This window comes from Mesotoga sp. UBA5825 (assembly GCF_002432955.1).
In the GTDB taxonomy this organism is placed as follows: Bacteria; Thermotogota; Thermotogae; order Petrotogales; family Kosmotogaceae; genus Mesotoga.
In genome coordinates this window covers 1-18,940 of record NZ_DJHG01000082.1, presented here as the reverse complement: position 1 = coordinate 18,940, position 18,940 = coordinate 1, and the positions used below count along the sequence as shown (strand labels likewise).

Annotated in this window: 18 protein-coding genes and 1 pseudogene; 2 read left to right on the top strand and 17 right to left on the bottom strand. The window is 47.5% G+C overall.

From position 1 onward, the window contains the following. A partial coding sequence (locus B3N33_RS07915; RefSeq protein WP_292592883.1) for an alpha/beta hydrolase occupies positions 1-246 on the top strand: 246 nt, incomplete at its 5' end. Here the strand turns inward: B3N33_RS07915 and ribF are convergent. The 3 genes from ribF to rbfA are packed head-to-tail and all read right to left on the bottom strand — an operon-like array spanning position 232 to position 2,405. After that, entirely contained in the window at positions 232-1,119 is an 888-nt protein-coding gene (ribF, locus tag B3N33_RS07910) for a riboflavin biosynthesis protein RibF (RefSeq protein WP_258006174.1), read from the bottom strand. The genes B3N33_RS07915 and ribF overlap by 15 nt on opposite strands. Position 1,120: 1 nt before the next feature. Beyond that, complete coding sequence (truB, locus tag B3N33_RS07905; protein ID WP_103134100.1) at positions 1,121-2,041, bottom strand: tRNA pseudouridine(55) synthase TruB; 921 nt, start codon at positions 2,039-2,041, stop codon at positions 1,121-1,123. Next, positions 2,034-2,405: a 30S ribosome-binding factor RbfA gene (gene rbfA, locus B3N33_RS07900; RefSeq protein WP_103134101.1), complete on the bottom strand. Its 372-nt coding sequence runs from the start codon at positions 2,403-2,405 to the stop codon at positions 2,034-2,036. Before rbfA ends, truB begins: the two co-directional genes overlap by 8 nt. A 315-nt stretch (positions 2,406-2,720) precedes the next feature. Between rbfA and B3N33_RS07895 the strand changes: the two genes are divergently transcribed. Then, a complete protein-coding gene (locus tag B3N33_RS07895; RefSeq protein WP_292592882.1) occupies positions 2,721-3,413 on the top strand; it encodes an N-acetylmuramoyl-L-alanine amidase in 693 nt (230 codons plus the stop codon). Between the two features lie 203 nt (positions 3,414-3,616). On the opposite strand, the gene B3N33_RS07890 is transcribed toward B3N33_RS07895, so the two are convergent. From B3N33_RS07890 to mutS, 14 genes and pseudogenes are all read right to left on the bottom strand, one after another. After that, positions 3,617-4,924, bottom strand: a complete 1,308-nt coding sequence (locus B3N33_RS07890; RefSeq protein ID WP_099831084.1) for an MFS transporter — start codon at positions 4,922-4,924, stop codon at positions 3,617-3,619. Positions 4,925-4,939: 15 nt separating this feature from the next. Further along, complete coding sequence (era, locus tag B3N33_RS07885) at positions 4,940-5,836, bottom strand: GTPase Era (protein ID WP_292592880.1); 897 nt, start codon at positions 5,834-5,836, stop codon at positions 4,940-4,942. A gap of 7 nt (positions 5,837-5,843) precedes the next feature. After that, positions 5,844-7,880 carry a glycine--tRNA ligase subunit beta gene (glyS, locus tag B3N33_RS07880; RefSeq protein WP_292592878.1) on the bottom strand — a complete coding sequence of 679 codons (2,037 nt, stop codon included), beginning with the start codon at positions 7,878-7,880 and terminating at the stop codon, positions 5,844-5,846. After that, complete coding sequence (locus B3N33_RS07875; RefSeq protein WP_292592876.1) at positions 7,873-8,727, bottom strand: glycine--tRNA ligase subunit alpha; 855 nt, start codon at positions 8,725-8,727, stop codon at positions 7,873-7,875. The genes glyS and B3N33_RS07875 overlap by 8 nt, the downstream gene beginning before the upstream one ends. Before the next feature lie 22 nt (positions 8,728-8,749). Next, entirely contained in the window at positions 8,750-10,414 is a 1,665-nt protein-coding gene (locus B3N33_RS07870) for a DAK2 domain-containing protein (RefSeq protein WP_292590160.1), read from the bottom strand. Between the two features lie 15 nt (positions 10,415-10,429). Beyond that, the gene (locus B3N33_RS07865) at positions 10,430-10,777 is read right to left on the bottom strand and encodes an Asp23/Gls24 family envelope stress response protein (protein ID WP_014730630.1); all 348 of its coding nucleotides are present in this window, start codon (positions 10,775-10,777) and stop codon (positions 10,430-10,432) included. Continuing rightward, the gene (gene dxs / locus B3N33_RS07860; RefSeq protein WP_292590162.1) at positions 10,752-12,632 is read right to left on the bottom strand and encodes a 1-deoxy-D-xylulose-5-phosphate synthase; all 1,881 of its coding nucleotides are present in this window, start codon (positions 12,630-12,632) and stop codon (positions 10,752-10,754) included. Before dxs ends, B3N33_RS07865 begins: the two co-directional genes overlap by 26 nt. A 3-nt stretch (positions 12,633-12,635) precedes the next feature. Continuing rightward, entirely contained in the window at positions 12,636-13,457 is an 822-nt protein-coding gene (locus B3N33_RS07855; RefSeq protein WP_292592875.1) for a bifunctional 5,10-methylenetetrahydrofolate dehydrogenase/5,10-methenyltetrahydrofolate cyclohydrolase, read from the bottom strand. A gap of 10 nt (positions 13,458-13,467) precedes the next feature. Further along, positions 13,468-15,061, bottom strand: a pseudogene (locus tag B3N33_RS12965) (formate--tetrahydrofolate ligase). Between the two features lie 10 nt (positions 15,062-15,071). Further along, positions 15,072-15,518, bottom strand: coding sequence for a transcription antitermination factor NusB (nusB, locus tag B3N33_RS07840; protein WP_099831092.1), 447 nt, complete (start codon positions 15,516-15,518; stop codon positions 15,072-15,074). Positions 15,519-15,522: 4 nt separating this feature from the next. Then, on the bottom strand, positions 15,523-15,987 hold the full coding sequence (locus tag B3N33_RS07835; RefSeq protein WP_214061406.1) for an Asp23/Gls24 family envelope stress response protein: 465 nt from the start codon (positions 15,985-15,987) through the stop codon (positions 15,523-15,525). A gap of 19 nt (positions 15,988-16,006) precedes the next feature. Then, positions 16,007-16,564, bottom strand: a complete 558-nt coding sequence (efp, locus tag B3N33_RS07830; RefSeq protein ID WP_099831094.1) for an elongation factor P — start codon at positions 16,562-16,564, stop codon at positions 16,007-16,009. 21 nt (positions 16,565-16,585) lie between these two features. Then, entirely contained in the window at positions 16,586-17,662 is a 1,077-nt protein-coding gene (locus B3N33_RS07825; RefSeq protein WP_292592868.1) for a M24 family metallopeptidase, read from the bottom strand. A gap of 35 nt (positions 17,663-17,697) precedes the next feature. Then, the coding region (gene mutS / locus B3N33_RS07820; protein WP_292592867.1) for a DNA mismatch repair protein MutS at positions 17,698-18,940 on the bottom strand (1,243 nt) is incomplete at its 5' end.

Sequence of the window (18,940 nt, the reverse complement as noted above, 5' to 3'; positions counted from 1 at the left end):
GGGCTTGAAGATAGTATCGATCTGGCAATGGCCAATGCGAACAAAATCAAAATCCCTACTCTGATCGTATATGGCTCTGCAGACAGGGTTGTCGATCCCGCTGGGGCACAGGAGCTCTACAAGAAGATAGAGTCAGAGAAGAGAATAATTGAGATAGCCGGTGGAAAGCACGAGATGTTTGCAGATGAAGAGAGGAAGCCTCAGTTCTTCGAGGCAATCTCATCGTTCTTCTCAGAGCATATCTGAGTGAATTTCGAGCCAGCGCTTTGAGACTTTTACATCATGTCTGATCTGTTCTATCAAGTCGTCGAGGGATTCGAATTTAAGTTCCGGCCTTATGAATTCGAGGAGCTCCAGCTCTAGATTTCTGTCATAGAGGCTGCCCGAGTAATCAAAGAAGTAGATCTCGTACTTCACCTCTTCGGAAGTGTTTATTGTCGGTCTGAATCCAATGTTTAGCAGGCCAAAGTAGTCTCTTGAGTTGATCTGCGACTTGACAATGTAAACTCCCGACTTCGGTGTTACCAGCTTTTCGTCTCCCCTGCTTATGTTTGCTGTGGGAAAACCGATTTTCGAACCGAGCTGTTTGTCCTTGTACACTTTTCCCCGTATAGAGTACTTCTTCCCCAGGAGAGTGTTAGCCAATCCGATATCACCTTTGACAAGGCTCTCCCTTATCCAGCTACTGCTGACTCTTCTTTCGTTATGAAGTGTATCGTGAACTACTACAACGCCGAAATCCATCTCTTTTGAAAGTCTCTCCAAAAGATCGACGTTTCCCTTCGCACCGCTTCCAAATGTGAAGTCTTTACCTACTACAAAGGCTTTTACGCCCTGCTTCACAAGGCCCGAGATGTATTTCTCCGGCTCAAGGTATCTTATCTCGGCCATGTTGGCAGTAATTACTCTCTCTATACCTGTTGCCAGGATAAGCTCCAAACGCTGGGCAACAGGATAGATGATGCCGGGAAAGTTGGGGAAGTAGTATCCCCAGGGATAGACGATTGATATAGCTGTGCTCTGCATCTTAAGGCTTTCTGAAACATCTACCGTTGTTTTCATGATCGCTCTATGCCCAAGATGTACGCCATCGAAGTTACCTATACAGGCTACATACATTTCATGCACCGAGAACCTTCACGAGTTTGGCCACTCTTTCTTTGGAGTCTTTCGCGATAAGCGTCTTCAAGAATGAGGAGGTGCGTTCGGATTTGGCCACTGCGATAAGCCGCTCGTCGCTTCCAATTATCCTGATAATCTCGTCTTTCTCGAAGTGCCCTAAGATGCCGGCAACTCCGTTAGCATGGATCTGATTACCTAGTAACACCTTGCTGCTTTCGGACTCGCTGAGGAGAAGACCGGGCAAAAAATCCACTGCTTCCTCCATTGGGATTACGGAGATCTGCGAAACATCATCTATACTGTATGAGTTGTCTACCGAGAATCTGCCCTGCGAAATTCGACGGAGGTTAGTGGTTGTCGCTCCACAGCCAAGTTTGTAGCCAATGTCCATGACTAGCGATCTTATATAAGTTCCCTTCGAGACCCTTGCGGTGAAGGTGACCTTGTTCTGTGAGAGAGTTATGTGTTCTATTGAGTGAACCTTCACTGATTTCGGTGGAAGGTTTATGATCTTCCCCTCTCTAGCTAGTTTGTACAGTCTTTCTCCGTTGTGCTTTTTTGCAGAGTATGCAGGCGGCACCTGCAAATACTCTCCTTCGAACGACTTCAAAACCGAAGTTATGTCGTCAATCGAGATCTCGGGAACTTCTCTCTCTTCAACTGTCTTTCCTGTGATATCGAAGGTGTCGGTTATCCTCCCCAGTTCAAGCTCCGCTCTATATGTCTTATCCATTTCAAGGAAATACTCGAGCAATCTGGTTCCCTTTTTGATTCCGGCAATCAGAAGTCCGCTTGCAAAAGGGTCAAGTGTTCCCGCATGACCGATCTTCTTTGTATTCAGTTTCTTGCGAAGAAGGTTGACAACATCGTGAGAGGTTACACCAACGGGCTTGTCAACGAGTATTATTCCGTCACTCATTATTCGGCTCTTTTTTCTCCTTTTCGATCTGTTCAAGCAACTGTGCTACCCTGAGGCTTGCCTCAATTCCAATATCTTCCTTGAAGCGTATTTCGGGAGCTTTGAATAGCCTGATATTCTTTGCAATAGCCGTTCTGAAGATCCCCTTGTCTTCATTCAGCTTCTCAACGAGTTTCTTCTTTCTATCGTCAGGACCCATCAAGCTGACGAATATCGTTGCGAATCTCTTGTCCTTGCTGAGTTCTACCCTAACAATGGAAGTCATTCCAAGCGAGTCGTTGTGGCCTGTGTAAGATGATAGAGCTACTGTGAGAACCTTCATTATCTCTGACTCCAGCATCTCTTTTCTGTAAGTGCTTGCCATAGCTCTCACCTCCTTGATAATTATAACCTACAAAGCGAGGATGGGAAGATGCCGGATTGAAATGAAAGCATTGCTAAGTTCCCCAGGGACGGAGGCCCGGAGGATCGTCCGGGGAAGTGATGCTCGCTGCACGACGAAGTAAGGCCGACTTCGGCAGGAGGAGAGGCCGACACGTCTGGAAGCGTATGACAGTTCACCGTCAATGGGTCTCCGTTTCCGAGTGGACCGTGAATGTAACTACAAGTCTTGAGGTTTAACCTTGTCGATTCGTAATGAAGTTATAATCTTTATTGACTAATAATTAGGAGTGGTTCCATGCATTCAAAGAACAGATTAGTACTTCTAATAGTTGTAATGTTGTTTGCCGGTCTTGGTTTCTCGCTAACTATCTGCATCGACCCCGGTCATCAGAAGGAGGCCGATCTGACTCATGAGCCGATCGCTCCCGGTTCCGAGACAACAAAGGCGAAGGTTTCCACGGGGACTCGCGGCGTATCTACGGGAATCCCCGAGTATGTTTTCAATCTGGAATTGTCGTTCATGCTGAGGGATAGGCTTCTTGAGGAAGGGTACGACGTCGTGATGACCAGAGAGAGCCATGATGTCAATTTGAGCAATATCGAAAGAGCGAAGATCGCAAATGAGGCTAATGCGGACTTATGTATTCGTGTTCATGCAGATTATAGCTCTGATAATTATCTGAAGGGGTTCATGCTGATTATTCCTTCTTCATCGTCCAAATACACTGCACCGATCTACGAAGAGAGCAGGAAGGCTGCCGAGAAGATCCATGCGAGCTTGCTTCAAATAAGCGGGATCAAGTCTCTCGGAATCAGAGTTCGTGACGACATGACGGGGTTCAACTGGTCTGAAGTTCCCGTGCTGATTTTCGAAGCGGGGTTCATGTCAAATCCCGAAGAAGATGTCCTTCTCTCTACCAGTGATTACAGAGAAAAGCTTGTTGAGGCCCTGGTTACGGGAATCGCAGATTATTTCCTCACCAACTAAGTATCGTTCCTAAAATCGCTGCACTTCGAGCAAGCCCAAAGAAGAAATCTATGCAAATAACCATTATAAATAAAAATTGCTGCCCTTTTCGAGGGCAGCGAAGCGGTCTGAGGGTTACTTCAGCAATTAGATTATACAACTTTCTTTTCGATATTCCAAGTCAAAGGCAGTCCTGTAATCAATTTCGACCCCTTGACAAGCCTCTATTTTCCCCTCCCCATAGTGAGAGCAGTCTCTTTCATCTTTCTGTGAAGGGAGTCGATGTCTCTAGGGAAAGCCAGTACTGCAGTAAGAAGCACCAGTCCGCAAGGAAGCCAGAAGAGCGCGGAAACGTTCATTGCGACTCCCAGCGAGCCTACTGCCGTAGCCAGGGTTCCTGCAAAGAACTGCCCAAATCCCGTTCCGAGAGAATCTGTCAAGTTGAAAACCGAGAATATCCTTCCCCTGTTTTCCGGGGGATTGACATTCATCAGCATGGTCTTCATGTTTGGTCCGGTCATAGACGCTGAAGCGGCAGCAACCATTCCAAGCGCTCCCAGCATTATGAAGCTGCCGGCTCCCTCAACTGGAGGGAAGTTCAAGGCCAGGAGAGCCACGAAAGTGCCGATTATTGTCGTTATTCCACTGAAGAGAGGCATGTATGACGGCTTCTTCTTATACAATAGACCACCGACAAGACCTCCGAAGAATATTCCAAGCACGTTTCCGACTCCAAAGAAAATGAAAATCAGAGTGGCCGATTCCTTTGAGAGGTTTTTCGAGGTTTCGAAGTAGTTCACAAGATAGTACGGTATCGCTCCCCAGGGAATCGTTCCCAAAATACCCTGTATGAAGAGAATCAGATTCGTCTTCACTTTGAAGAGTTCCTTGTAGTCGGACAGTCTAACTTTTCCGATGTAATTTATCCCCTGATCCACGAGTTCACCGACAGCCACTTCGGCGGCTCCTCTCTTTGGTTCTTCAGCGAACAGGAAGAATAGGAACGCGAGGACAATGTTCGGAAGAGATACGATGATGAAGGGCGTTCTCCAGCCAAGAGATGTGCCGGTGAAGCCGGCAATTACCATCCCTACAATGGCTCCCAAAGATATTGCCGTAGAGAGGAAGGAATTGACCTTTGCTCTCTGAGACTCTTTGAAAGCATCTCCGGCGTACGAAAAGACGACTGGAAAGAGAGCTCCTACCCCGATCCCCGTCAAAGCCCGTGTAATGAAGAGCTGAGGGAAAGTCTGGACGAAGGCAGACAGGAAGCATGGGATCTCGCCCACCAAAACGCTGAATAGCAGAAGGTGTTTTCTACTGTACTTGTCTGCCAGGAAGCCCCATAGAAGTGAAATGAGGGCGCCGACGATAGTGAATGAACCCTGGATGAGGCCAATGTCTGCTTTTGTTATTCCAAATTCGGTCTCGATTTCCCCGATGTTCGGAGACATGACCATCTGGTCCGCGTTTAGAAGGACCATCATGAAGAGCATAAGAAAGAGAACGAAAGTCGCCTTTCCCTTTTTCATTTACATCCCCCCGGTCTACTGAAGTTCGTCTTTTAGGTTTGTGAACTCCTGTATAAAGGAATCTTTATCTCTCCACTTTTCTCTTACCTTGACAAAGAGATCGAGGAAGACTTTCTGGTCGAATATGTATTCGAGATCCGTCCTCGCTTCAGTGCCGATCGTTTTGATCATCGAGCCGCCCTTGCCGAGAATTATCGGTTTCTGACTGCTCCTCTCTACGATTACATCGGCTCTTATTTTCAGTATACTACCTTCGTCTTTGAACTCCCGAACAACAACTCCCACCGAGTGGGGGATCTCCTGTCTGGTGTTCTGCAGAACCTTTTCTCGAATTACTTCCGATGCCATGAATCTGGAAGAACGATCAGTTATCAAGTCTTCGGGGAAAAGCATCTTTCCCTCTGGAAGAAAGTCGAAGACATCTTCAATTATCTCTTTAACACCATCTCCGCTCTTAGCAGAGATCAGGAAAGTCTTTCGAACGTTTTCGAAAAGCTCTTCGGCCTTTGCTTTGAAGTCCTGAATAAGCCTTTCGTTTTTGTATTCATCAATCTTGTTGATGGCGAGAAAGACAGGAATTCTGCTTTGATTAACATGATTGGCAACGAGCCTGTCCGACTCGCGAAGCCCGTCCGTCGGGTCGACTATAACCAGCAGAAGATCCGATCCGGCCAGCGATGAAGTCGCGACTTTTAGAATGTATTGTCCGAGTCTGTGAAGAGGTTTGTGAATTCCGGGCGTGTCGTAGAAGACGATCTGGCCCTCCTCAGTCGTTAGTATTCCGCCTATCCGGTTTCTCGTTGTCTGCGGTTTATCGGAGACGATAGCGATCTTCTCTCCGATAATGGTGTTTATCAATGTGGACTTTCCCACATTGGGCTTTCCCACTAAAGCAACAGTCCCGGACTTCACCGACGCTTCACGCTCTCTCTTCTTCGAGAAGCAGCGAGAGATCGCCTATCTTCAAGAAGAGCTGATCTAGGGATTTGAGGAAGCCGAGTCTGTTGAGGCGGATATCTTCCTGTTCGGCCATAACAAAGACATCGTCGAAGTATCTGTCTATGTGAGGCTTAAGAGATGTCAGTAACAGGAGCGATTTCTCGAAATCGTCGCGCTCGAGCGCTTCCATTACATCGTCGAAGCATTTCAAATAGTTGTTCAGTAAGTCACGTTCGGCCTGCTCGACGAACTTAGAACCGTCAAAAAAGTTGCTCGAATGACCTCTGCTTATATTGTGGACCCTTTGATAAGCTACTAGAAGATCTGTAAAATCCTCCTTCTTTACATACTCTGAGATCGCTTCGGCCGCGCGAACTCCGAGATACGGGAACCTCCACCACACCTTCACCGATCGTGCTATGTTCATCGAGAAGCCCTTCTCAAGAAGGAACGCTTCGAATCTGTTAGAGAAGAAGTCGGTGATGGCATCAAGTGTTTCACTATTCACCCCGGCAAGGGCACTGGAAGCTTCTTCAATCAGACCGAGAAGATCGAGTTTCCATCCGAGATGATGCATTGTCTTGAATATGAAAGAAGTCTTTCTCCTCAGAGCGTAGGGATCCTTCGATGCAGAGGGTATGTTCCCTATCATGAAATTACCGACCAAAGTATCTATACGATCGGATATACCGGTTACGGGACCGGCCAGAGTTGCCGGAACCACATTGTCACGGTAGTGCTCCTCTATTCCAGTACAGACGTCAGGATCTTCGCCGGACAGTTCAGCGTAGATTCTTCCCATTATCCCCTGAAGCTCCGGAAACTCCTGCACGACTCTTGTGGTTTGATCTGCTTTCGCAAGAAGAGAGGTTCTCTTAACCTCCAGCAGTTCTTCTCTCTTGGCTCCGAGTTTCTTAGAGATCGCCTCTGAAAGTGCTATCGTTCTGTCGGTTTTGTCTTTCAGAGTGCCAAGCCCCCGCTGAAAGAGGATTCCTTCCAATCCGTCTACGTAGTTCTCGATCGGTTTCTCTTTGTCTTTCTCGAAGTAGAAGAAGGCGTCTTCGAGCCTTGCGTTTATAACTTCCTCGTACCCTAATCGAATGTTTCCCAGCGGATCATCTGGTCCGTCTTGAAAGGCAACAAAGCCGTTAGTCAGCTTGCCTTCTTTGTAGACCGGGAAAGTTCTCTGATGGTGCTTTATAGTTACGATGATTACTTCAGGCGGGAGTGAGAGGTACTTCTCCATGAAGTTTCCCAGAACTGCCGTTGGGTATTCTGTCAAAGAAACGACTTCGGCAAGCAGTTCTTCATCAACAGGAATCTGGCTATTAATATCCGACTCAATTCTTCTGATTTCAGAGAGAGTTCTTTCTTCTCTGTCGCTCTCTCGAGCGATCACCAGAGCATCTCTCAAATTCTGAAAGTAATTCTCAGGCGATACTTCAACTTCATCGAAGAAGAAACGGTGTCCCCTGGACTTGTTTGACGATCTCTTTCCGAAGAGCTCCATATCGAGGATTTCGGAGTCAAGCATAGCAACTATCCACTTGACCGGCCTCACGAATCTATAAGTTCCGTCTCCCCAACGCATCGGCTTCTTGAAATCCAGCGATCGCAACATATCTGAGAAGATCTGAGGCAAGAGTTCTCTGGCAGTCTTTCCCCTTATATGTCTCTCTACGTATACATATCCGTCTTCAATACTCACTTCGTCAAGCTGAGAGTTACTTCCCCTAAGGAATCCAAGGAGCGCCTTGGTCGGTTCGCCGTCCCTATAGGCGATCTTCTCTGACGGGCCTTTTCTCTTTTCCACAAAGTCCGCCTGACTGGATTCTATGTCTCGAATTAACACTCCGAATCGCCTGCTGGCAACGAAGATCTCGATTCCTCCATAACCCAAACGATTACTCTCGAGAGACTTCTCTATTCTCTCTAAGAGCTGTTTTCTCATTCCTTGAACCTCACTTGAAGGAAGCTCTTCAATTCCGACTTCAAGCAGTGCCTTATGATCATTCATCTGAATTGGTCTCCTTGGCTACATATGCTTCGGCAACTGTTTTTGCCATCTCTCTTATAGATTTGATGTAGCTCTGACGCTGAGATACGCTGATGGCATTCCTGGCGTCAAGAAGATTGAAGGCGTGAGAGCACTTGATCATATAGTCGTAAGAAGGTCTTACAAGTCCGTTTTTCATGCATAGATCGAATTCTTCGCGATAGAATCTGTAGAGATCGAAGAGCCTGGAAGTATTTGCCACATCGAAATTGTAGGCCGAGAACTCTTTCTCGTTCTCCAGGAATACATCTCCATACTTGAACTCTTCATTCCAGTCTATATCGAATATGTTCGCTTTCTTTTGAAGATACATTGTGATTCTTTCAAGCCCATAGGTGATCTCGAGAGAAACGAGGTCTACGTCGATTCCGCCAACCTGCTGGAAATACGTGAACTGACTGACCTCCATTCCATCTAACCAGACCTCCCAGCCCACTCCCCAGGCTCCCAGAGTCGGAGATTCCCAGTTGTCTTCCACAAAACGAATGTCGTGCTCCACTGGGTTTATTCCCAGAGCTTCCAGAGAACCGAGGTAAAGCTCCTGAGAATTCTCAGGGTTGGGCTTGATAATCACCTGATACTGGAAATACCTCTGAACCCTCATCGGGTTTTCGCCGTATCTACCGTCTGTGGGTCTTCTGCTTGGTTGGATGAAGGCGACTTTCCAGGGCTTCTTGCCCAGCGATCTTAGGAATGTCGAGGGATGAAATGTTCCCGCACCCATTTCCAGGTCATACGGCTGGTCGATTATACACCCCTGACCGGACCAGTACGAGTTAAGTTTTACTACTACGTCCTGTAAGTACATCGTTCCCTCCTGAAATGGTAATCTATTCAATTGAAATCAGGTAGTAATAGTATGGTTGTCCACCGCTGTGGATTTCGAATTCAAGATCCGAGAAGTTTCCTGAAAGAGATTCAAGGAGCTTCCCGGCAGTTTCCTCGGAGACTTCCGATCCGTAAAAAATCGTGACCACTTCCTTGTCGGTGTCTTTGCCAAGAGCGATCTTAATCGAGTCATGGACAAGCTTCTCGAGCTTCCTGCCCGAGCTTATCAAGCCTTCTCTTCCTATCGCGATGTATTCACCCTTCTTTATCTTCTTTCCTTTCATGCTTGAGTCACGCACGGCATATGTAATAGAGATCGGAAAAACTGCTTCGGCCGATTCTTTCATCTCGGCAATCAACGACTCGGTTTCCATCTCGTCGTTATAGACGGTCATAGCCGCTATCCCTTCCTGAACGGTGCGTGTAGGGATGATGTAAACCTGCTTTTCTGGGTTGTCGTCGTGAATTGCATTCGCCGCCTCTTTTGCGGTAAGAATTATGTTTGGATTGTTCGGAAGCACTATTACCTTGTCGGCCGTAACTCGGCTGATAGCTTCGTAAAGATCCTTCAAACTCGGATTCATGGTCTGGCCGCCCTTTACTGCAAAATCAACTCCAAGACTCTTCAGAACATCTGCCAGGCCGTCTCCAGGCGAGACCACAATGACTCCGTGATGTTTTCCGTTGCCGTACATCTCGGGCCCTCTAGACTGAATGTCAACTATGTGTTCATGCTGGACCCTCATGTTATCTATCTTCACCTTCTGAAGAAAACCGATTCCCAGAAACTTCTCGATTACATCTCCGGGATGATCTGTGTGTACGTGAATCTTTATCAGTTCATCCTGGTGAACCATGACGATTGAATCGCCCATCTCTTCAAGGTATGCCTTCATTACTTCCGAAGTTTCTTCGGGGTTCTCGGAGTCGTTAAGGTTGACTATCAGTTCTGTACAGTAAGTGAACTTGAGTTCTTCCCTTACGATCTCGACGATTCGTTCAGTTGAAGAACCCATTGCCTGCGGCATTTGCTGAATAGGTCCTTCGAGTTCCAACTCGCCCTTTATTGCCAGCAGGAATCCTTCGAATATGTGAGCCAATCCCTTTGCTCCAGAATCTACTACTCCAGCTTCCTTTAGTTTAGGCAGGAGGGTCGGTGTCTTCTCCACCGTGTCAAAAGCCACTTTGATAAGATTCTCGAAATACTCTTCGAAATCTTCAATGTCTCCGTAATGCTCGTTGGCAGTCTCTGCGGTAACCTTCACAACTGTAAGCATCGTACCTTCAACCGGTTTCATTACGGATCTATAAGCGACTTCTTTTGCTTTTTGCAGGCCCTCGGTGAAGGCCTTTGTGCCAACAAACTTTCTGTTTCCGATTCCCTCGGCGAATCCTCTGAATATCTGAGATAGAATAACACCGGAGTTCCCACGGGCACCCATCAACATGCCGGTCTTAACCGCTTCCAGAACGCTCACCAAATCATCTTTCTTCAATCTATCGAGATACTCGCATGCCTCTATCATAGCGGCCGCCATATTAGATCCAGTATCTCCGTCTGGAACAGGAAAGACATTAAGCGCGTTGATCTCATCTTTATTTGCCAGAAGTCGTTCAGCGGCTTTCTGGAAGGCGGCGACAAAAAACTTGCCGTTGATACGTTTCATCTCTTTTGCCTCCCATCAATCCTGCAAGCCGACAACGTGAATATTCACCTTTATATTGGTTGCTTCAGTAAGCTCCTTCAGCTTGTGAAATACATTTTCCTGGATGTTTTCAACGACTGTGGGAATTCTTACTCCGTACTCGAGAATCAAATCGATGTCTATCTCAAGCGTGCCGTCGATCTCCTCGGTTACTTTGATTCCCTTTCTGGAATCCTCTCCCGTGCCGAAAAGCTTTGTCAAAAAGCCCGTTTGGGGCGATCCGACGTTCACCGGTCCGTAAGACTCAGATACAACCTTTTTGACTATCGAAGATATCGCCTGAAGAGAAATATCGATCTTACCGAATTCTGTAGTTACTTGCATTCTTTTCACCTCTCAGTTTAGAGATTCTATTCTCTATTCCCCTGGCATCTAGCCCCAGCTCATTCAATACCTCTTCCCTTGTGCCGTGAGAAGAGAAACGGTCCTCAATTGCAATAATATCGATTCTACCATTGTAATTCTGCCTAATAGCTTCAAGTGCTACGTTGGAGCCGAAGCCCCCGCTCTTTATTCCCTCTTCAACCGTCACAATCAGGTCGTAATCGGCAAAGATTTGTCCTAGAGCCGCTTTGTCGAACGGCTTTATTGATCGGCAGTTATAGAGTGCATATCCGTTCAAGAGAGCGGCCTCCCTGCTCCTGGAAACCATTGCTCCTGTTGCAAGAATGGCGGCTTCCTTTCCGTCGATCACCTTTTCCCACTTGAACAGCTCTATCTTCCTCAGGTTCGAGAGAATCTCGTCGATGCTCTGGAGTTCCGTCTCTCTCGGATATCTTATCGCAGTGGGATGGTCCATCCATTTCTCAGCGAAGAGAGTGAAGATCATGTTCGCCAGTTCCTTCAGGCTCGAAGGTGCAAGAATTTGCATATTTGGAATCATCGAAAGGAAAGCAATATCGAAGATTCCGTTATGGGTCGGTCCGTCCTGCCCAACTATTCCTGCCCTGTCTACTGCGAATAACACCGGCAGATCCTGAAGGGCCACATCATGGATCAACTGATCCAAGGCTCTTTGCAAGAAAGTCGAATATACTGCAAAGACCGGCTTCGTCTTCGCTGCTGCCATCCCTGCGGCGAAAGTGGTGCAAAGCTGCTCCGTTATGCCAAGGTCGAACAATCTGGCAGGATATTTCTTCGCAAACTCTGCCAGTCCCGTTCCGTCTGGCATCGCGGCGGTTATTGCCGATATGGAAGGATCTTCCTCCGCAAGCTCTGTCAGGACCTTTCCAAAGACCTCGCTGTAAGAAAGTTCGCCGCTGTTCGAGATCTTCTCTCCACTATCCGGGTCGATCTTGCTGACACTGTGGAACCTGGTAGGGTTGCATTCTGCATACTCAAGACCTTTGCCCTTTTTTGTGACAACATGTACCAGGAAGGGTTCCCTGAGCTGCTTGACTGCCGAAAACACGGCCTCCATCTCCTGGAAGTCGTGGCCTTTAACCGGACCAATGTAGTTTAGCCCCATGTCTTCGAACAAGTTTCCGCCTAGAATTGAGGCCTTCAGGCCGCTCTTGATTTTCGACAGGAACTGCTCCAGGCTTACCAGTTTCATCGCTTCAAGGGTGTTCTTGAGATCGCCCTTCATTTCTCTGTACACAGGATTGAGTCTCAGTTCGGCAAGAGAAGACGAAAGACTCCCCACATTCTTTCCGATACTCATTCCGTTATCGTTAACGATCACCTTTATCTTCGAACCTATGTCCTTCATCTGATTCAAAGCTTCCAGTGCCATTCCCGAAGTCAAGGCACCGTCTCCGGCAACAACAACGACATTCCTTGAGCTTCGGAATATGTTATCTGCCTGCTCTATACCCATTGCGGCAGGAAGAGCCGTGCCTACATGGCCGGCACCGAAGAAGTCATACGGACTCTCAATCCTGTTAAGGAAACCGCTAACTCCACCCTTCTTCCTCAAGGAGCCAAAGGAACCGTATCTCCCCGTAAGCAGCTTGTGAGTATATGCCTGGTGTCCCGTATCCCATATTAAAACGTCTTCATCGGGATCGAACACTCTATATAACGCAATTGTCAGCTCGACGGTACCCAGGTTGGAAGCCAGATGACCTGTGTTAGAGGAAACTACTCTCGTTATCGTGTCACGAATTTCGCTGGCAAGAACCTCCAGCTGGGCATAGGAGTAGTCTTTTAGTCGCCTGAATAGTGGCTGTTCATTCATCTGCTAAGACTCCAATCTTTCAAGGGATTTTGTGTAGTGCCTGAACAAGAGCGCCGTCGTTACGCTGCCCACTCCTCCGGGAACAGGGGTTATCGCTGCCGCTATCTGGCTGACTTCATCGAAGTCAACGTCTCCAACCAGCTTGCCGTCAACAAAGTTGATTCCCACATCTATTACAATGCCCCCGGGCTTGATCATCTCTCGATGCACGAATTTCGCTATTCCAACGGCACTAACCACTATATCGGCGTTGAAAGTCTTTTCGGAGATGTCCCTGCTCCTCGAGTGGCAAACGGTAACCGTACCGTCTACACCTTTTTTGAGAAGCAGCAGTGCCAGAGGCTTTCCGACCGTGTTTGATCTTCCAACAATAGTTATGTCCCTGCCTTTGACTTCGATTCCGTAGTAACTCAGAATCTCCATCACGGCCTCGGCAGTTGGAGGAGCGAAAAACTCCTCGTCGTTGATTATTCCGCCGAGGTTCGATACCGTCCGACCCTCCAGATCCTTTCCCGGATCGAGAGCGGCCAGAACCGCCTTTTCATCGGCGTTTTTAAGAGGATGCATAACCATTATTCCCGCAACGCTTTTGTCGTTGTTCATCTTCGAGATCTCTTCGATGGGATTGATCCCGCTGTCGTGAACAATGACCTCTATGCCGAGTTTTTCCCCCTGCTTCTTTATTGATCTCATATACGACTTGTTAGAAGCATCGGGCTCATCGCAGAAGAGAACGAGCGAAGGAAGATTTTCCGCTCTCTCTTTGATCTTCTCTTTGACATCAGAATAAATACTCTCTGAAACGATCTTTCCATCAAGTATCATCTTCATCACCTCAAAAGAGCCCGCTGATCTTTCCGTCTGCGTCGATATCTATGTGCTTCGCGTTGGGATCCTTCCCGAGTCCGGGCATCAGCATTATCTTGCCGGCAACCACAACTATGAATCCGGCACCTGCCGATAGATTGAGATCTCGTACTTTGAAAGTGTAGCCTTCCGGCGCTCCAAGCTTTTTATCATCGTCAGAAATTGAGTACTGGGTCTTGGCGACGATTATCGGAAGACGGTCGAGACCCTTCTTCTTAAAGAGCCTGAGTTTGCTCTTAGCCGCTGGTTCAAGATCTACTCTTCCGGCTCTGTAGATTTCCATTGCAAGTTTTTCCAGCCTTTCCTCAAACGGAGCTTCCATTGGTATCAGGGGCTTGTAGCTATTGGGCTGATCAATGACCTCAAGTAGCTTCTTTGCGAGATCGATTCCACCTGCACCGCCCTCGGCCCACACTTTCGACAATTCGTAAGGTATGGAGTCAGCCTTGCATAGAGCGTCAAACGTTTCCCTTTCCTTCGCCGTATCTGTTGGGAATTCGTTTAGAGCCACAACTACAGGGATCCCATACTTTCTGAGGTTTTCGAAATGAACCTTGAGATTCTTGAACCCATAGTTCAGGCTCTCGATATCTTCTTCCTGGATTTCGTTCTTGGAAGCACCTCCGTTTAGCTTCAGCGCTCTGATCGAAGCAACGAGAACCACTGCGCTTGGATTCAGGTCGCCGACCTGACAGACGAAGTCAAGNNGTGGCAGTCAAAGTGTTTGTTCCGTGAGCGATGTTCGCGAACGGGCCTCCGTGAACGAAAGCCGGAGTTCCTTCAAGAGTCTGAACTAGGTTCGGATCAAGAACGTCTTTGAGTAGAGTTGCCATCGCGCCCTGGACGTCCAAATCCTCAACTGTTATGAACTCTCCGTCGTAACTTCTAGCCACAATGATTTTCGAGAGGCGCTCTTTCAGGTCAACGAGGTTCTTCGAAAGGCAAATGATAGCCATGATCTCAGATGCGGCGGTTATTACAAATGAATCTTCTCTGGGATAGCCGTTTGCCGAACCGCCTAGCCCCACGATGATCTGCCTGAGAGCCCGATCGTTCATGTCCATTGTTCTCGGCCAGTATATCTGCGTCGGATCTATTTTCAATTCATTCTTGAAGTTAATGTGTGCATCAATAACAGCCGAAAGAAGATTATGTGCCATCGATACCGCGTGAAAATCTCCTGTGAAGTGCAGATTGATTTCTTCCATCGGAAGCACCTGAGAGTAGCCGCCTCCGGCAGCCCCTCCCTTGATTCCCATTATCGGTCCAACGGATGGTTCTCTGAGAGTTACGAAGGTCTTCTTACCGATCTTGTTTAGTGCCATTGCCAGACCCACAGAAGTTGTCGTCTTTCCTTCACCTGCGCTTGTTGGACTTATGGCCGTAACAAGAACCAGCTTTCCATCAGGTCTATCCTGCAGCTCATTGAGGTATAGGTGAGAGATTTTCGCTACGTACTTTCCAAATCTCCTCAAGTGTTTGTCGGGAATCGAAATCGATGAGGCAACTTCGTCAATCTCCCTCAGTTCTGCTTTTTGTGCTATCTCCAGATCGGTCAGCATGGTCTCCTCCTCATAAATGCTTTTTCTCTGTTGATGCGCACTCCCGAGCAATTCTGTCGAGAACGCCGTTTACGAATTTCCCGCCCTGCTCCGAACCGTACTTCTTGGCGATGTCGATCGATTCGTTAAGTGTCACCTCAATTGGTATCTGGGGTTCATAAATAATCTCATACGCTCCAAGCCTAAGGACGTTCTTATCGATCGAGGCAAGTCTCTCGAATGTCCAGTTCATAAGGTGTTTTCGTATCACTTCGTCAATATCGCTTCGATACTTCAAGATGCTCTCGAAGTACTTACGTGTTCTCAACTTCATTTCGTCTTCCATCGAGAAGAAGCTCAACTCCCTTTCGAGGTAATCAGATGAAGTCTCCACGTCTTCGTTGAAGTCATACTGATAGATCGCACTGAAAACAATTTCCCTCATTCTTCGTCTGCTTCTGTTTAGACCTGCCTTCACGTCTTCAAACCTCTTTCTCTTTTTCTTCGTCTTCAGCCTCTTCCACTACAGTCGCTTCTGGTTTCATCTCTTCCGGTTCAGGTTTTGCTTCGCTCTTTTCGAGCTCTTCTTCCTCAATAATCACTGGTTTTTGGGCCTCTTCAAAGACATCTTCGATAGTGATGGAAACGTCTTCAACCTTTATGCCGCTGAAGCTTTCAACATCGTTTTTCAGCTTCTCCTGCATCTTTCTGGCATATGAGGGTATAGAGACACCGTACTTGATCTTTGTGTTTACTGATATCTTGACAGTCTTCGTACCGTCGACCTTTTCGTCGAGGTCGATATCTACCGTAGACTTGGCTTCTTTTCGTGCTTTGGCTTCCTTAGGATCGAATTTCAGAAATTCAATGTAGGAGTGAATAGCGATATCCCGGATCACTGCCTCCGAGATCTCGATTCTGCCGAGATCAGTCTCTTCAAAATCCATAATTCTCCCTCCTTTCTCCTTATGCTCTCTCGATGTATTCGCCGGTTCTTGTGTCTACTCGAATCAACTCACCGTTTTCGACAAAGAATGGAACCGTCACCTTGAGCCCCGTCTCCAGAACGGCCGGTTTGCCGCTTCCCGAAACCGTGTCGCCTTTGTAAGCGGGAGCGGTGTCTTTCACCTCCAGAACCACAGTGTTCGGAAGAACAATACCTATCGGCCTATCTTCATGGAACTGAAGATCCACCACTTCATTCTCCTTTATGTAGTCCAGGGCATCTCCCATCTCGTCTAAACCAATTGTATACTGCTCAAATGTTTCGAGGTCCATGAAGTGGAACATCTCATCCTCCGAGTAAAGGTACTGCACATGTCTGAATGAAAGCGCCGCTTCCTCCACTTTCTCGCTTGCCTGGAACGTGAATTGCCTAACGAGGCCGGTCTTGATGTTCTTCATCCTCGTCCGAATTATCCCGTCTCCTCTTCCCATTGAGTGCTTATTTGCTTCAGTCACGATGTAGATATCTCCATCAATGATAAGAGGCGTTCCTTTTCTAATCTTTCCAACTTCTATCATCTAGAAGCCACCTCCGGATTGCTAAAGAATCTTCAACTCTCTATCTAGATTTGTCAGAACTTCTACTCCGCTTTCACAAAAATAACAATCGTCTTCTATTCTAACCCCAAATTTGCCGGGAAGATAGATGCCCGGCTCTATTGTAATGACCGCTCCGGCCGGGATAGGATTACAGTTCTTAGGAGAAAGCCCCTGGCCATCGTGAGTGTCCATTCCCAGACTGTGGCCCAGGCCGTGACCGAAGTAGTCGCCATAACCCGCCTCTCTAATTATACTTGCTGCAACTTCGTGTATCTGGCTTCCTATAACCCCTGCCTTTGAGGCGTTCTTAGCTTCTGTTTGCGCTTTGAGAACCACTTCATAAACCTTCACCATTTCGTCAGACGGTTCCCCTATACTGTAAGTTCTTGTAATATCCGAGTTGTAGCCGTCTACCCTTGCCCCGTAGTCGATCAAGAGAAAATCGCCTTCCTGGAGAGTTCTATTGGACGGTCTGCCGTGAACTATTGCGCTTCTCGGTCCGCTGCCCACTATCGTCTCGAAGGCAAGGTAGCCTCCTCGCTTCCTGATCTCATATTCGAGTGTCGCACATACTTCTTCCTCAGTCCTTCCCGGACGAATGAAGTTGAAAGTCTCTGTAAGCGCATCTTCGGCGATCTTGACTGCCAGTCTCATCTTCTCGACTTCCTCCGGAGACTTTACCATCCTAAGATCCTTGAGAATACTGTCTGCGGGTTCAAGTTCGACGCCCAGCTGGGAGAAGACCCGCTTGTAAAGACCATAGCTGATCGTCTCTTCCTCAAATCCCACACGGCTGGCTCCATCTTTGGCCAGCGTCGCCTGAATTACGTCTTTGAGTTCGTCGCCATTGTTGAAAGGGATCAGCTTGAAGTGCGTTTCAATTTCGGCTTGAGTGAAGTACCTCGAATCAGTCACTATGTACTCGCCCTTCGGGGTCACAATAAGAACTGAGAAAGAGCCGGAAAACCCGGATAGATACCAGGAACTGGAGCGATTGCTGGACTCCATGTTGTAAAGAACAAACCCGTCAAGCTTGCTTTCTCTAAGCTTTTCTCTAAACCTTTCGATTCTCGACATGCCCAACCTCCGGAATGCAGAATGTTTTATCAGCATCAAAATAGAGTGATCTGATTTCTGTTCATCTTTCCTTTCTTTGATTGCCTTATCTCCTTGAGATCTTCGGCTGTCAATACCCTGACCGCTTTGTCCAGGGCAGACTGCTTGGAGATCACCTTCAAAATCTCTTTTGCCCTGGAGAGAACTGCCTCGGGAATTCCTGCAAGCTTGGCAACCTCTATTCCGTGGGATCTGTTTGCAACTCCGTCCACAACTTTGTGGAGAAATACTATTCCTTCTTCGGTTTCAACTATGCGGACAGTCTTGTTCTTGATGCCCGTGTACATATTAGAGAGTTCGGTTAGCTCCGTGAAATGAGTGGCGAATATCGTGTGACATCCCACCGCCTCGTATATGAACTCTGAAACCGCCCATGCTATTGAAATACCGTCAAAGGTGCTTGTTCCCCTGCCCACTTCGTCCAGGATCACCAGGCTGTCTTCCGTCGCCTTGGAGAGGATCGTTGCCGTCTCCATCATCTCTACTAGAAAAGTCGATTTCCCGCTTGCCAGTTCGTCCCTTGCACCGATTCTTGTGAAGACCCTGTCATAGATTGATAGCATTGCATCATCTGCAGGCACAAAGGAGCCGATCTGAGCCATGATCGAGAGCAGGGCAATCTGCCGTATGAAAGTGGATTTTCCGCTCATGTTCGGTCCTGTTACAATGAAGAAATTCTCTGTACGGCTCATGGATATGTCATTAGGCGTGAAGTCAGCCACAAATTTCTCTACAATAGGATGTCTCGAACTAGAAACCTTCACTTTTCCATGCTCTGAAAAGCGGGGGCGAGAATAGTTGTTTCTTCTTGCTACAGATGCCAGCGACTGAGAAGCGTCGATTTCAGATAATACCAGCGCTACACTCTTGAATCTCTCCAGTGAACTAGCAAGCTGTAAACAGACACTCGAAAAGAGAGTTTTTTCGAGTGTCTCTATCTTTTCGTTTGCGCTCAGTATCTTGTCTTCAAACGACTTGAGTTCCTGTGTAATATATCTCTCGGAGTTCACAAGAGTCTGCTTCCTGGTATAGCTCTCGGGGACCTTGTTAGTCTGACTCTTCGGGACTTCGAGGAAGTAACCGAAGACTTTGTTGAACTTGACCTTCAGAGAAGAGATTCCCGTTGCTTTTCTTTCACTAGCTTCGATCGCCTTCATCCTCTCAACCGAGTTGTCAAGGAGATCTCGAAGGACGTCCAGTTCTTCGTTGAACCCCATTCTGATTACATTTCCTTCTCCA